Source organism: Gammaproteobacteria bacterium (genome assembly GCA_032250735.1).
Taxonomy (GTDB): domain Bacteria; phylum Pseudomonadota; class Gammaproteobacteria; order SZUA-152; family SZUA-152; genus SZUA-152.
On record JAVVEP010000020.1, the window covers coordinates 40,541 to 54,763 of the forward strand.

Below are 14,223 nucleotides of genomic sequence, written 5' to 3' on the forward strand. Positions count from 1 at the left end.
CATGGGCATGACGATCGCATGAACATCAACCACAAAATCTATATCGGTCTGGCGCTGCTATTGCTGGTTGTCATTTTCATCGTACAGAATGCGGTCGTGGTCGAAATCCGCTGGCTATTCTGGACCCTCACCATGTCGCGCTCGCTGATGATCTTTTTCGTCCTGGCGATCGGCATCGCCATTGGCTGGATTCTCGGTAGCCATTTCGGCCAAAAACCAATCACGTCTAACGAGCACAGCTGACGATCAGTCGCTGACGCTAATCGGCCCCCTGATCCGCGTAATAAAAATACCGGATAGCGGCCCAGGCCTCCTTCGCGGTCTCGACATACTGAAACAGATCCAGGTTTTCCGGGTCTATCGTTCCCTCCTCCACCAACGCATCGAAATTGATGATGCGCTGCCAGTATTCCCGGCCAAACAGCAACACCGGCACCGGCTTGACCTTTTGGGTCTGAATCAGGGTGAGGGTTTCAAAAAGTTCATCGAGTGTGCCCAGGCCGCCGGGAAAGGCGACCAACGCCTTGGCGCGCATCAGAAAATGCATTTTACGAATGGCAAAATAATGAAACTGGAAACTGAGATTCGGCGTGATGTAAGGATTGGGGCACTGTTCCATGGGCAGGACGATATTCAGGCCGATGCTCTTGCCGCCGACATCATCCGCGCCCCGGTTGGCCGCCTCCATGATGCCGGGCCCACCACCCGTGATGATCACCAGCTCACAGTTCTCATCCTGCTGCGATCTTTCGGTAATCATACGCGCCAGCAAACGGGCCTCGTCGTAGTAGCGCACCTTGTCGAGTATCGATGCGGCGATTTTTACTTGCCGGGTCAGTGCCGGATCCGTTGGATTCGCCAATACCAAGGCCTCCGCCTGCTGCAGGCGCTCTATGGCCAGCTTACGCTCGGGAATGCGGGTACTGCCAAAGATAACCACGGTTGAATGGATGCCATGCTCATGTTGCAGCAGTTCGGGTTTGAGCAGCTCCAGCTGCAGGCGCACCGGGCGCAGCTCATCCCGCAGCAAAAACTGTTTATCGGCATAGGCCAGGCGGTAGGCCGATGAACGGGTCTGCGGCGTGTCCGGCACCCGGCGGGAGACACTGACATCGTCTTTCGCGGACGGGAACACCTTGTTGGGCAGCTCGGGTTTTTTCATCAAAGACTTCCCTCTGATCTAGATCTAGATCTAGATCGAGATAGACTCGCCATGCGATGGTATCGTGGCCGCCCAGCCCTGTTTGGCAAAAAAGTCGCGCAGCGCCGTCTTTGCCTCTGGGTCACCATGCACCAGGTAGAGCCGCGGATTCGAGGCCTGCATATGATTTGCCCAGGCCAGCAACTGCGACTGACTGGCGTGGGCGGAAAATCCACCGATGGTATGCAGAGTGGCCTTGACGGCGATGGTTTCCGCACCCACCTTGAAAGTTTTTGCGCCATCCACCAGGGCGCGGCCCGGTGTGCCGATCGCCTGGTAACCGACAAAAATCACATGGGCGTTTCGTCGCCACAGATTGTGTTTGAAATGATGTCGGATGCGACCACCGTTACACATACCGCTGCCGGCAATGATGATGGCGCCCTTCTCAATCCGGTTAAGGGCCATCGATTCATTGGTGGAACGTGAGTAGCGCAACACCGGCAGGAAGCTGTGCAGGCTGCCGGTTTTTCCCTGTTTCAGCGTCGCCTTGTCTTCACGATTAAAGACATTCTGAAAACGGTGATACACCTCGGTGGCGGCAATGGCCATCGGGCTATCCAGATACACCGCCTGATGATTCAGCTTGCCCGCCTGATACAGTTCGCCGAGATGAAAAATGATCTCCTGGGTACGTCCGACCGCAAAGGACGGAATCAGGATATTGCCGCCGGTTTCCGAGGCCGTGGCAATAATCTCCGCGAACTCCGCCAGCGTCTCCTCCATGGAGCGGTGTTCCCGATCACCATAGGTGGATTCGAGCAACAGCACATCCGCCTCAGTGACCACCTCCGGATCGCGCAGCAAGGCCGCGCAACTGTTGCCAAGGTCGCCGGAGAACACCAGTTTTTTCTTCACCCCGGCCTCGGTAATAAAGATCTCCACAATGGCGGAACCCAGGATATGGCCGGCATCGCGATAACAGATCTCGACGCCTTCCGCGACCTCCTGGCGCTGGCCATAGTCGATATCATGAACAAGGGTCAGTGCGTCCTCCACGTCTTCCAGGGTATATAACGGCGCCAGCTCCTTTTTACCCGCACGACGACGGTGTTTGTTCTCCCACTCCACATCCCGTTCCGCCAGTGACGCGGCATCCTTGAGCATGATCACCAACAACTCATGCGTCGGATAGGTCATATAGATGGGACCACGGTAACCGTCCGCGACAAGTTTGGGTATGCGTCCCGAGTGATCCAGATGCGCATGCGACAACACCATCGCATCCAGTTCTTGCAGATTGAAGGGGAACGGCTGCTTGTTGCCTTTTTCCTCTTCACGACTTCCCTGAATCAGTCCGCATTCCAGCAGTACGGTGGCGTGCTCAGTCTGCAGCAGATACGCGGACCCGGTCACCCCCCGGACTGCCCCATAAAACGTTAACGTTGCCATCGTATTCTCCGCATTATTTTTTGCCGACCGTTATTGTTTGAGCCAGGTAGGGTGGGCACGTTTTTTGTGCCCACCCTAGCTGACTTATTTAGAGTATACAGGTTCCAATCCATAACGCCGCCTACACGCCTACACAATAACACCCGCATAACCTGTCACCAAAAGTAGCGATCGCCACATAAACACCGGGACGTAACCACAGCCAAGGGTGGGCACGTTTTTGTGCCCACGCGGAAACATCCACAATCATTTTTCGTGTTCCCATACAGCATCACCCGAATTCCCTACACCATACCTCGTTATCATTTTCGGCAATCCGCTCACCGAGGCCGCGTGGGCACAAAAACCTGCCCACCCTACCTGACTGTCTGGATTGCCTGCCGGCGTGTTATCGTAGCGGCACCTCGGCAGAGGGTGTCCCGGCCCCAGCGCGGGTATGCGACAAGCGGATAACACGACTATAATTTTTAATGTTTTTTCAACAATACTGGCAATAATAGCGGGAACGGATAATGGAAACAGGGAGATGACCACATTGAGTTTACGATTTTTACTGCTGGCAGCCCTCTTCGCCACCACGGTCAGCGCCCACGCGGCGGATCGCTTCCTGATGGACTTTGAACTGCTGCAGGGGGATAAACTCATTGAGCGGGGCAAGGCGATTGTGTCGCAAAAACAATATACCTGGAACAAAGGCATTCAACGCAGTTTTCTCCAGTTGAGCTGTCAACGGACAGCCTCCGGCAAAATGGAAAAGGTATATACCAGCGTGGAGTATTTCACCGGCGTGAGTGTCACCCACCAGCTGCTGGGGGAGACCATCGAGCTCGCGGTGCTGCACAGGGTCGTGCAACCGCGCCTGGCGGAAATCCGCGCCTTGTCGGCGGAAGCGTGTGAGGAATTATCCCCACGGGTGACCACCACGACCCAGACCTACCACCTTCCCGCCAAGGACAATGGCGAGGCATCGTTTGGCTTCGGTAAGGACATGACCTATCGGGCCAAACTTCAGGAACTCGGTGGCACACGGTAAATCGAAGCGAAACGGCCGCCACATTGACGCCCGCTTGAAGATGTTAAACGCAAACCGTCAGTCTCACTCTGAGCTTACGTAGCAGGCAACGATGATGTATCACATGCAAAGAATGCTGCTGGCGCTATTGGCCTGCGCCTATTCCGCGGCACCCTTTGCGCAGCTCAATGTCAACGTCACCATCAGCGGCATCGACGCGCGGCTGGAAGAGAATGTGCGTCTGTTCCTGAGTGTCGTGCAGCACCGGGCAGACCCCTTGCTGTCGGAGGGTCGCCTGCAGCGCCTGCACAAAAAGGCGCCCGAGGAGATCGGCAACGCCCTGCAACCCTTCGGCTATTATCGCCCCGTCATTCAGGCGGAGCTGACCCAGGTGGCGACGGATGAATGGCAGGCCCGCTATGTCATCGACGCGGGCCCGCCCCTGCCCATTGGCGAGGTCAACATCGTTATCAGCGAGGAGATGGCCGGGGATCCCGAGTTTCAGGCCCTGTTGCGCAAGCCGCCGCTGCGCAAGGGCCGCGTGTTCAACCACCTTGACTATGAAGAGTTCAAGGCCAACCTGGCCCGACTGGCCGCGGAGCGCGGCTATTTCAAGTCGCGGTTTGTGGAACACCGGGTGGAGGTTGACCTCGACGCCTACGAGGCCCGCATTTATGTCCACTATGACGGCGGCCCCCGCTACCGTTTTGGCGAGGTGTCGTTACAGCAGGAGGTACTCGATGACCGCCTGTTGCGGCGCTACATCACCTTCAAACAGGGTGATCCCTATTCCCTCGATGAGATGATCAGCCTGCAACATGCACTCAATAACAGCGACTATTTTCAGACGATCGAGGTCTCGCCCGCCAAACCCCAGGAAGACAGCACCGAGATCCCCATCAATGTGATGCTCACCCCGCGCAAGCCGAATCGCTACAGCATGGGTCTCGGGTACGGCACCGATACCGGCGCCCGCGCCAAATTCGGCTGGGAAAAACCGCGCCTTAACCGGCGGGGACACCGCCTCAACACCGAGGTCCGGATCTCGGAGATCGGCTACAGCCTCGGCGCCCAGTACCGCGTGCCGATCCTCAATCCCCGTACCGACCAGCTGGTGTACAGCGCGGGCATCGTCAACGAAAAGACCGATAGCAGCGACAGCACCCTGCGCACCATCGGCGCCAGTATCAATCGCGGACGCGGCGAGTGGCGCGAATCCGTCTCCCTCAATTATCAGCGCGAGGAGTTCGAGGTCGCCGGTGACCGTGGCACCTCCACCCTGTTCATTCCCGGCGTCAACTGGAGCCGCACCTGGGGCCAAAGCTTTATCTATACCCTGGACGGGCTGCGGTTTGACATCGGCCTGCGCGGCGCCAGCCAGGAGCTGCTGTCCGACACCGATTTCGCCCAGCTGCAGGGGGGCGTCAAGACCATCTATTCGCTGGGACAGCGCAACCGCATAATCCTCCGCGGCAGACTGGGGAGCACCTATACCCAGGAATTTCACCAGCTGCCCCCATCGGTGCGTTTCTTCGCCGGTGGCGCCCAGAGCGTGCGCGGCTATGCCTACCAGTCGCTGGGCCCGGTGGACAGCGCCGGCGAGGTGGTGGGTGGCAAAAATCTCATGGTCGGCAGCGTCGAGTTCGAACGCCGGCTCGGCGGCAAGTGGGGGGTTGCCCTGTTCTATGACGCCGGCAACGCCATCGACGACATCGCCGAAAAACTGGAAAGGGGCGCGGGCTTCGGTATGCGCTGGCAGTCACCGGTGGGACCGGTGCGCATCGACCTGGCCAGCGCCATCAGCAAGGACGGCCAGCCCTGGCGTCTGCACATCAACATCGGCCCGGATCTATGAAACGCCTGCTGCGCATCGGCATCGCCGGCCTGTTGTTGATCCCCCTTCTCGGCCTGGTCTGGCTGCTGATGACCCAGAGCGGCCTGCGCTGGGCCTACCACTACGGGCAGTCGTACCTCCCCGGTGAGCTGAGCCTGGACAGCCTGGAGGGTCAGCTGCTGGGGCCGATCACTATTCAGGGGCTGGACTATACACAGGACGGCACGCGCGTCAGCGCCGAGCAGATCCGCCTGGAGTGGCTGCCCGCCACCCTGCTCACCGCCAACGTCAACATCAGCCGCCTGCAGGTGCGCGGCCTGCACATCGTTTTGCCGCCCACAGCCACGCCCGCCCCAGCAGAGCCGAAGCGGCCTCTGTCCCTGCCGGAGATCCGCCTGCCCTGGCGGGTGGCCCTGAACGAGGTGCAGATCGACGAGATCAGCCTCGACCAGAACGGCAAGACCCTCGGCCTGGAACAGATTCGGCTCAGGGCGAGCAGCCTCTTCAGCCAGCTCAGCATCGACGAACTGCGCATTCAGGCCGAGACCTTCCACCTCACGATTGCGGGCGACATCGAGCTGGCCGGGGACTATGCCCATCAACTCCAGCTCGACTGGCAGGCCCGCCTGCCCTCGGGTGCGGTGATCACCGGTGACGGCCCACTCAACGGTGACCTGACGATGACCCGGCTACAACAGCAGCTGACAGGAGCCGCCGTGCAACTCGACCTCGACGCGCAGCTCCGGGCCCTGCTGGATAGCCCCACCTGGCAGGCCCGCGCCGATATCAGCGCCTTCGATATGGCAAAACTGGGGACGGGCTGGCCCGCCGCCACCGGCAGTCTTGCGCTCACCGGCGAGGGCGACCTCAGCACGGCCAGCCTCACCGGCAGCCTGGCAGGTCGCTACCCGGAACTCGGCCCGGTGACGGGCGATTTCCGCCTGCATCGCCGCCCCGACAACCGCATCGAGATCGAGCAGCTGCTGCTGCATGCCCCGGAGCGCGACACCCGCCTGCAGGCCCGTGGCGACTGGCGGCCCGGCGCCGACGGCGGCGAGGTCGCCCTGGCCCTGAGCTGGCAACACCTGCGCTGGCCACTCAAAACCGGCGCCTGGTTCGATAGCGCCGTGGGCAGCGGCTGGATCGAGGGCAGCCTGGCACAGTACCGCGTGGGCCTGGCGACGGACAGACTCTGGCCGCAGGCCCCGCCCTCCTTCTGGTATGCCAGCGCCGCGGGCAACCTCGACGGGCTGCGCTTTGACTCCCTGCGCATCACCGCGCTGGACGGTGAAACCACGATCAAGGGACAGCTCAACTGGTCACCGCAACTGCACTGGCAGGCACAGGCGAGCATCCGCGACATCAATCCCGCCAGCTATTTACCGTTGGGCGCGGAGTGGTCCGGCCGGCTCGGCGCCACGCTCACCAGCACGGGCCGGCTGGAACAGGGCCAACTGATCGCCGACGCCGACATCACCGAACTGTCCGGCAAGCTGCGCGGCTATCCTGTGTCACTGCGCAGCCGTGTAGGCTGGCGTGACGCGGGGCTCGATATTGAGCGGCTCGACCTGCGCTCCGGCAGCGCCCGGATCAAGGCCGAGGGCCGCATCGGCGAGCGTCTGCAACTGGACTGGTCCATCGCCGCCACCGATCTGGCCGCGCTCTATCCACAGGCCCTGGGCCAGCTCCAGGCCCAGGGGGCCCTGACCGGCCCCCGCGCCACGCCGACCCTGCAGGCCACGCTCAAGGGCCAGACGCTCAGTCTTCGGGAATACCAGATCGGCAGTCTCGATGGCGCGCTAACTATAGATATGTTCCAGTGGCAAAAGCTCGACATCAACCTCGCCGCCAAAGACCTGATGCTGAAAGGCATTGCCCTGCAATCGCTAAGCATCGTCAGCACCCAACAGGGGATCAGCGCAGAGGTGGCGGCCGACGACCTCAGCGCCGTAATCGAATTACAGGGCCGGATCGATGACCAGGGCTGGCAGGGACGGATCGCCCGGGCCGAACTCAACAGCTCGCGCTTTCAGGACTGGCGACTCAAGGCACCCGTCGAGCTTCAGCTTCGCGCCGATACCCTCAAAGCGCCCCCCCTCTGCTGGCAGAGCCAGGACAGCGAGCTGTGCCTGGCGCTACAGCGCAGCGGTGATCTCTGGCAGGCCAGGCTCGACGCCCGCCAGCTGCCGCTGGGGCTGTTATCTCCCTGGCTGCCGGAGAACCTGGGCCTGGAAGGCACCGCCAATGCCCACGCCCGCCTCGACCTACAGGCCGACGGCGTGCGGGGCGAGGCCACTATCGAGCTGCCGCCGGGGGCGGTCACCTATCCGCTGCTGGAAGGCGAGCGCGACCGCTGGGAATATCGGCAGGGGTCCATGGCGATCTTCCTCACCGACAAGGACATCAATGCCAGGGCGTCACTCGATATGCGCACCGGCGAACAGCTCAGGCTCAGCGCGGAATTACCCGGCGCCCAGCTGCTAACGCTGGATCGCCAGCGCCAGCCCCTGCACGCCGAGGCCCGGCTCACGCTCCGCGACCTGGGCCTGGTCGAGGTCCTGATCCCCGAGGTGCAGGGTCTCCAGGGTGAAGTGGACCTGAACCTCGCGGCCGACGGCACCCTCGCCCGGCCCCGCTTCAGCGGTCAGGCGAGTCTCAACAACAGTGAATTCCGGATCCCGCGGCTGGGCCTGCACATCGAGCGCATCAAGTTACAGGCCGAGATCGACAATGCCGAAACACTGCACTACACGCTAGGCGCCCGGTCCGGCGACGGCACGCTGGCGGTGCAGGGACAGACCCGGCTCGACCCCAAGGCGGGCTGGCCCACCGACATCGACATCAAGGGCGAGGCCTTCGAGGTGGCCCGCATCCCCGAGGCCCGCGTGCTGATTACCCCGGATCTCCAGCTCACCCTGCAGGACCGGACCATCGACATCAAGGGCAAGGTCCACATCCCCTTCGCCCGGTTACAGCCGAAAGACCTGTCCACCGCGGCGCGGGTATCCGAGGACGTGGTGATCATCGGCCAGGAGCCGGGCGCGGCGGAAAAGTGGTCCATCACCACCCGCGTGCGGCTGACGCTGGGGGAGCGGGTCACGTTTTATGGTTTCGGCTTTGAAGGCCGCCTGGGTGGCAGCCTGCTACTGGAAGACGAGCCCGGCCAGCTGACCCGGGGCACGGGGGAGATCACCATTCCCGAGGGCCGCTATCGCGCCTATGGACAACGCCTGGAGATCGAGAACGGCCGCCTGCTCTATACCGGCGGGCCGCTCGGTAACCCCGGCCTCGACCTGCGCGCCGTGCGCCAGGTCGGCGAGGTCACCGCGGGACTGTACGCCAGGGGCAGCCTCAAACAGCCACAGATCGAACTGTTTACGATCCCCGCCATGGGACAGACCGACGCCCTCTCCTACCTGATACTGGGCCGGCCCATCGAAAACGCCTCCGGTGAAGAAGGCAGCATGATGGCCAAGGCGGCGCTGGCGCTTGGCCTAAGTAGCGGCAACTCGCTGGCGCGCGCCCTCACGGACCAGTTCGGGCTGGATGAAATGCGCGTCGAGAGCAGCGAAGGCGGTGATCAGGCATCGCTGGTGATGGGGCGCTACCTCTCCCCCAGACTCTACGTCAGCTACGGCGTCGGCCTGATCGAGGCCTTCAACACCCTCACCCTGCGCTATCAGATCTCGGAGCACTGGCAACTCAAGGGGGAAAGTGGTGAATACCAGGGCGCCGATATCTTGTTCACCATCGAGCGTTAAACCAGGGATTCAGGATTAATTCAGGGTGTCGTAGTGAGGCTGCGGGGTATCATAGTGCGCCAGCTCGTTACTCAGGATCATGGCGCGCAGCTCTTCAATGTATGCGGCGCCGCGTTCGGAATAATTCTCCAGCCCGGCGGCCAGGGCGATACCCGTCACCGGCTGTTGCGTGGCCGCCAGGGTGCTACGCAGGGTGCGTAGCTCGTGATAGGCATCATGCGTGTTCAGATTATCGATATAACTCGCAACGGAGTCCGCGGGCGAATCAAACGTCGCGACCTCATGGTTTTTTCCCGGACCCCGCAGCTCAGGCACCATCCCGCAGCCGTCCTCGAAACACCACTGCCCGTAATAATTGAACCCCTGTTGCGAGAAACGGGACGTCCCCCAGGCGCTCTCATTGGCCGCCTGCGCCAGGGCCAGCGAGGCTGGCACCGCATCGACCCGGCGCAGCAGGGTCTGCCAGTCAGCATCACTGCCCAGATCAAAACCGTCCATGCGATAGTCTTTCGCAATGTGACGAATCTGTCGCGCATCCCACCAGCTGATGGACTGCCGGTGTTCATTCCACGCCAGCAGATCCTGCCGGGTGGCGCGGATCTCGTCGTTTTTCTCTTCAATCAACGGCGCCAGATAGCCAAAAAAGGCCGCCTTACGCTCCGGGCCGGCGGGAAACTCACTAAAGTCAGGCGTCGCCGAGGGAGCCATCCAGTACGTCAATCCGGCGACGGCGCATAGCAGACCGGCGGCGGTCAACACGGCCGTGTTGTTTACTGTCATTACTGCCTCTTCTGACTACCCTTAACTCTTCTTACTATTCTTAACTATTAAAAAATCATACGCTTTCAGCAGCGCCCCTTGTTCAAAAGGCGCACGTCACTATACAGGATCGTGGTCGTTACAGGATCACATCACCGTCACTGTCGCCGCCAGAACCGAAATAGTCAGGATGCCAACGGTAGTAACGGCCGTCAGGCCCGCAGTACGCAGAAAGTGATTAAAGGGGTGCAATAAAGGGTTTAATCCTGGGTGCAATCGTGGGTGCAATCGAAGGGGGTCTGGCCGGCGCCTGTCGCTGACTGGCCACGGCCGACGGGATCAAGGCTGGAATTAAAACATTGCTCACCCTTCCAATAGATTCTCTGCTATACTCCGCCCACAACTTCTGGCGCACTTCGGTCTGCGCCTGTTTTGAACGTGATAATCCATTCTGTTTTACCACGTAACCTACTAGCAAGTTTCCGCCTAGACCGACCCAAACCATGTGTATTGGGTAGGCCGATCTCTGGAGATCATCCAAACATGTCATTTGAATCCCTCGGCCTTCGGGCTGAATTACTCCGTGCTGTATCCGAAAAAGGCTATAGCTCCCCCACCCCCATACAGCAACAGGCCATTCCCTCTATTCTGGAAGGCCGCGACATCATGGGTGGCGCACAAACCGGCACCGGCAAAACCGCCGGCTTCACCCTGCCGCTGTTACAGCGGCTCATGTCATCAGACAAGTCGGCGGCTGGTGATCAGAAAAAGGCCCGTCGCCACATCCGCGCCCTGGTGCTGACCCCGACCCGCGAACTGGCCGCACAGGTTGCCGAAAGTGTGCACACCTACGGTAAATACCTGCCGCTGAAATCCAGCGTGATCTTTGGTGGCGTCAGCATCAACCCACAGATTAAACAGCTGCGTGACGGCATCGACATCCTGGTCGCAACACCGGGGCGTCTGCTGGATCATGTCGGCCAGAAAACCATCGACCTGTCGCAGGTAGAGATCCTGGTGCTGGACGAGGCCGATCGCATGCTCGACATGGGTTTTATCCGTGATATCCGCAAACTGCTCGCCCTGCTACCCAAACAGAAACAGACCCTGTTTTTCTCCGCCACCTTCTCCGACGAGATCAAACATCTGGCCAACGATCTGCTGAAGACGCCGGTGCTGATCGAGGTCGCACAGCGCAATACCGCTGCGGAAAATATCACCCAGGTGGTGCATCCGGTGGACAAGAATCGCAAACGTGAACTGCTTTCCTACCTGGTGGGTTCCAACGACTGGCGACAGGTGCTGGTCTTTAATCGCACCAAGCATGGCGCCAATCATCTGGCGACGCAGCTGAACGCCGACGGCATCACCGCCGCCGCCATTCATGGCAACAAGAGTCAGGGTGCCCGCACCAAGGCACTGGCCGACTTTAAAACCGGCAAGGTGCGCGTCCTGGTCGCCACGGATATTGCCGCACGTGGACTGGACATCGACCAGTTACCGCATGTGGTGAACTTTGAACTGCCCAACATCGCCGAAGATTACGTGCACCGTATCGGTCGCACCGGTCGTGCCGGCAATGAAGGTACCGCCATGTCGCTGGTGTGTGTCGACGAGCTAAAGCTACTGAAAGATATCGAGCGCCTTATCAAGCGCGAGATTCCCAAGGTCGTGTTCGATGATTTCAAACCCGATCTCAGCATCAAGCCCCAGCCCATCAACCAGGGACGCGGCAGGCCGTCCAGCGGCGCGAAAAAACCGGCGGGGAATCGCTCCTACGCGAATCAGAACAACCCACGTTCACACGCCAAGGGACCGTCGGGCAATCAGAGCCGCCCGAGCAACCGATCCAGCCAGCGGTCGCAAAATTCACGTTAGGAAAAGCACGCGGTAATTAACGCTGTCAGCGATACCGGGATGATGACTGATTCAACAGCATCATCCCGGCCTTTGGCATCAGCGCATCCCGCAGAATAGCCAGCGTTTTCTACCACCACCCTTATTGCGACATCTCATCACAACGTTTCATCACAACATTTCCTTACAACACAGTGATCCCATGAAACTATTAATACGCAACCTTGCCCGCATCACCAAACAGGCGGAATTACGCGCCATGTTCGAAACCTACGGCAGCGTACAGTCCTGCACCCTGGTCACCGACAAAGCCACCGGCAGCTCCAAGGGTTTTGGCTTTGTAGAAATGCCCAACGTGGGCGAGGCCAAAGCCGCCATCAAAAACCTCAACTACACCGAGGTAGACGGCAACAAAATCCGCGTTAAAAAGGCCGAAACAAAACCGGATGCAGAACACAATTCCTAAGTTGGCAAAACCAGATCGAAGTCATGTACCTCACAAACGTTGATAAATATTGAGAGCTGAGTAACAGTGATCGCGATTAGTTTGGCGGCGCAATGCCTTTTCAGTTATTACGCCCTACGGCACTGTAAAGGTTGACGGGATAGCCGTGACAATAAAATAGTAACAAAAACTCAGCGCTGAATATTTTTAATTTGTTGAATTCGATTTAATAAATTTTCGGGTGGATTCGGCTGCTTAACAAGATATTGTTTGTAATAGCGTAAAGCTTGCTGGAAATCACCTCGGCGATCATAGGCTGCACCAATATTGTAATAGGGCTGTGGGTTTGTAGGATCAGCAGAAATGGCGCGTCGCCAAAAGTTGATCGCCCCAGAAAAGTCGCTACGCATATACATAATGTTACCTAAATTGTTATACGCATAGGAGTGCTTTGGATCCAGTTTTACCGTCAGATTAAACTCCTTTTCGGCTTTGTTATATTCCTCTCTATCCAGATACATCATGCCTGTGGAATAACGCAACAAGGGAAAATCAGGCGAGAATAATACCGCTTTTTCAAAATATTTTTTCTCATCTAAAAAATAAGACACGCGCCACATTGATACCGAAAAATAAAGCGCTACATAACTGACCGTTATCAAAACTAAAACACTCTCCTTGACGCGCAAACTTAACAGTCCCTTTGCTAACAACACACAGAATCCCAGCGATCCCAAATAAAGTATCTTGTCCATAAAATAGAATTGTGCGAATTCACCCACATTGAACATCACAAGCAGCCACACGAAAAACCATGCATACCAAAATAGCCATGCCTGATGGTATTTCCAGAGCCACGCAGCAACCAAGCCAAGACCTATTACGCCAAAATAAATAAAACTCTGTCCGACTGATATTTCAGCAAACATTCCAGGCTTGTTATGGTAAAGCGCTATCGCTGCATCCGGCACAAAAAATATCTTTACGCTGGTAGCCAGTATCGTTGATATCGCATTTAACCATGGCACAATCCCAATGCTGGTGATCGGCAAGCTGCCAACAGCGAATGAGCGCAAAACAAGAAATGATACCACCAACACCAAATACGGGATTAAAAAATTATAATCCTTAAATGTCTTTTTATTTGCTATCAGATATCGCTCAAATACCAATATGATAGGCAATAGTATCGCCGATTCTTGCGCAAGTAATGCCGCAGAAAACGAAACTAACGACCACACTATTTTATTTCTAAGATGGAAATAAAATGATAAAAGGCAAAACAACGAAAAAACAAGATAAGAGTCTGAATAAGCCCAGCTTACCGCCTCTACATGACTAGGGTTAACCGAAAAGAACATCGCTGACATGAAAGCGACTAAAGAATTTCTGGTTACTTCACGCACCACCAAAAAAGCCAGCAACACAACCAATAAATTTAAAATGATACTGACAGCGTGAAAACCCGCCGGATTTTTCCCGAATATTTTATACTCCAAAAAATGAAGCATCCTGATAAGCGGGCGGTAATAGCCAAGGCTTTTATGGGCCACTCCTTGTTTTTCAAGGTGGCTAGCCACGCCCTCCGTAAAGTACGAAGAAATATAACTGGAGTCACGAATTGACGGATCATTTAAAAATGTTTCTGTATCATCCCAGATAAAATCACCGAAAAATGATGGGGAATACAGTGTCAATGACAACAGAGACAGTGTAAAAAATACGATCCAACATTGTTGTCGTGCATTACGCCATGAATTTTGTAGGCTAAAGATGATGGGAGACATTAGAACGACCTAAAAATCTTACTTTTTGGTATAGAAAAGGAAATTACAGATAAAATCCATTAACAGACCGTCCCGGCCAAGTCATCTAAACCTGCTAACTTTAATGCTGCATTTAGAAAATTGGCTCTTCAGCAGAATCTGTGGGTAAGTTTTGGTTCTGGCAAAGCCCCCAACG

The 14,223-nt window shown here is 57.6% G+C and carries 10 protein-coding genes; 6 read left to right on the top strand and 4 right to left on the bottom strand.

The features are described from left to right. Positions 1-18 precede the first annotated feature (18 nt). Positions 19-243: a LapA family protein gene (locus RRB22_11595; protein ID MDT8385049.1), complete on the top strand. Its 225-nt coding sequence runs from the start codon at positions 19-21 to the stop codon at positions 241-243. Positions 244-259: 16 nt separating this feature from the next. On the opposite strand, the gene RRB22_11600 is transcribed toward RRB22_11595, so the two are convergent. Together RRB22_11600 and RRB22_11605 are read right to left on the bottom strand one after the other, a co-directional pair. Further along, positions 260-1,162, bottom strand: coding sequence for a TIGR00730 family Rossman fold protein (locus RRB22_11600; protein MDT8385050.1), 903 nt, complete (start codon positions 1,160-1,162; stop codon positions 260-262). 30 nt (positions 1,163-1,192) lie between these two features. Next, positions 1,193-2,593 carry an MBL fold metallo-hydrolase gene (locus RRB22_11605; protein ID MDT8385051.1) on the bottom strand — a complete coding sequence of 467 codons (1,401 nt, stop codon included), beginning with the start codon at positions 2,591-2,593 and terminating at the stop codon, positions 1,193-1,195. Positions 2,594-3,119: 526 nt separating this feature from the next. Between RRB22_11605 and RRB22_11610 the strand changes: the two genes are divergently transcribed. From RRB22_11610 to RRB22_11620, 3 genes are all read left to right on the top strand, one after another. Then, positions 3,120-3,626, top strand: coding sequence for a hypothetical protein (locus tag RRB22_11610; GenBank protein ID MDT8385052.1), 507 nt, complete (start codon positions 3,120-3,122; stop codon positions 3,624-3,626). Between the two features lie 103 nt (positions 3,627-3,729). Next, entirely contained in the window at positions 3,730-5,460 is a 1,731-nt protein-coding gene (locus RRB22_11615) for an autotransporter assembly complex family protein (GenBank protein ID MDT8385053.1), read from the top strand. Continuing rightward, the gene (locus tag RRB22_11620; GenBank protein ID MDT8385054.1) at positions 5,457-9,200 is read left to right on the top strand and encodes a translocation/assembly module TamB domain-containing protein; all 3,744 of its coding nucleotides are present in this window, start codon (positions 5,457-5,459) and stop codon (positions 9,198-9,200) included. Before RRB22_11615 ends, RRB22_11620 begins: the two co-directional genes overlap by 4 nt. A 15-nt stretch (positions 9,201-9,215) precedes the next feature. On the opposite strand, the gene RRB22_11625 is transcribed toward RRB22_11620, so the two are convergent. Further along, entirely contained in the window at positions 9,216-9,980 is a 765-nt protein-coding gene (locus tag RRB22_11625) for a glucosaminidase domain-containing protein (GenBank protein MDT8385055.1), read from the bottom strand. 522 nt (positions 9,981-10,502) lie between these two features. On the opposite strand from RRB22_11625, the gene RRB22_11630 reads away from it, so the two are divergent. After that, positions 10,503-11,837, top strand: coding sequence for a DEAD/DEAH box helicase (locus RRB22_11630; protein ID MDT8385056.1), 1,335 nt, complete (start codon positions 10,503-10,505; stop codon positions 11,835-11,837). A 181-nt stretch (positions 11,838-12,018) separates the two neighbouring features. Further along, the gene (locus tag RRB22_11635) at positions 12,019-12,282 is read left to right on the top strand and encodes an RNA-binding protein (protein ID MDT8385057.1); all 264 of its coding nucleotides are present in this window, start codon (positions 12,019-12,021) and stop codon (positions 12,280-12,282) included. A 170-nt stretch (positions 12,283-12,452) separates the two neighbouring features. On the opposite strand, the gene RRB22_11640 is transcribed toward RRB22_11635, so the two are convergent. Further along, positions 12,453-14,048: a tetratricopeptide repeat protein gene (locus RRB22_11640; GenBank protein ID MDT8385058.1), complete on the bottom strand. Its 1,596-nt coding sequence runs from the start codon at positions 14,046-14,048 to the stop codon at positions 12,453-12,455. Positions 14,049-14,223: the final 175 nt, after the last annotated feature.

Bases quoted from the DNA above. Each gene is read 5' to 3' on its own strand.
- RRB22_11595 (MDT8385049.1), top strand. From the start codon at position 19: ATGAACATCAACCACAAAATCTATATCGGTCTGGCGCTGCTATTGCTG.
- RRB22_11600 (MDT8385050.1), bottom strand. From the start codon at position 1,162: ATGAAAAAACCCGAGCTGCCCAACAAGGTGTTCCCGTCCGCGAAAGAC.
- RRB22_11605 (MDT8385051.1), bottom strand. From the start codon at position 2,593: ATGGCAACGTTAACGTTTTATGGGGCAGTCCGGGGGGTGACCGGGTCC.
- RRB22_11610 (MDT8385052.1), top strand. From the start codon at position 3,120: ATGACCACATTGAGTTTACGATTTTTACTGCTGGCAGCCCTCTTCGCC.
- RRB22_11615 (MDT8385053.1), top strand. From the start codon at position 3,730: ATGCAAAGAATGCTGCTGGCGCTATTGGCCTGCGCCTATTCCGCGGCA.
- RRB22_11620 (MDT8385054.1), top strand. From the start codon at position 5,457: ATGAAACGCCTGCTGCGCATCGGCATCGCCGGCCTGTTGTTGATCCCC.
- RRB22_11625 (MDT8385055.1), bottom strand. From the start codon at position 9,980: ATGACAGTAAACAACACGGCCGTGTTGACCGCCGCCGGTCTGCTATGC.
- RRB22_11630 (MDT8385056.1), top strand. From the start codon at position 10,503: ATGTCATTTGAATCCCTCGGCCTTCGGGCTGAATTACTCCGTGCTGTA.
- RRB22_11635 (MDT8385057.1), top strand. From the start codon at position 12,019: ATGAAACTATTAATACGCAACCTTGCCCGCATCACCAAACAGGCGGAA.
- RRB22_11640 (MDT8385058.1), bottom strand. From the start codon at position 14,048: ATGTCTCCCATCATCTTTAGCCTACAAAATTCATGGCGTAATGCACGA.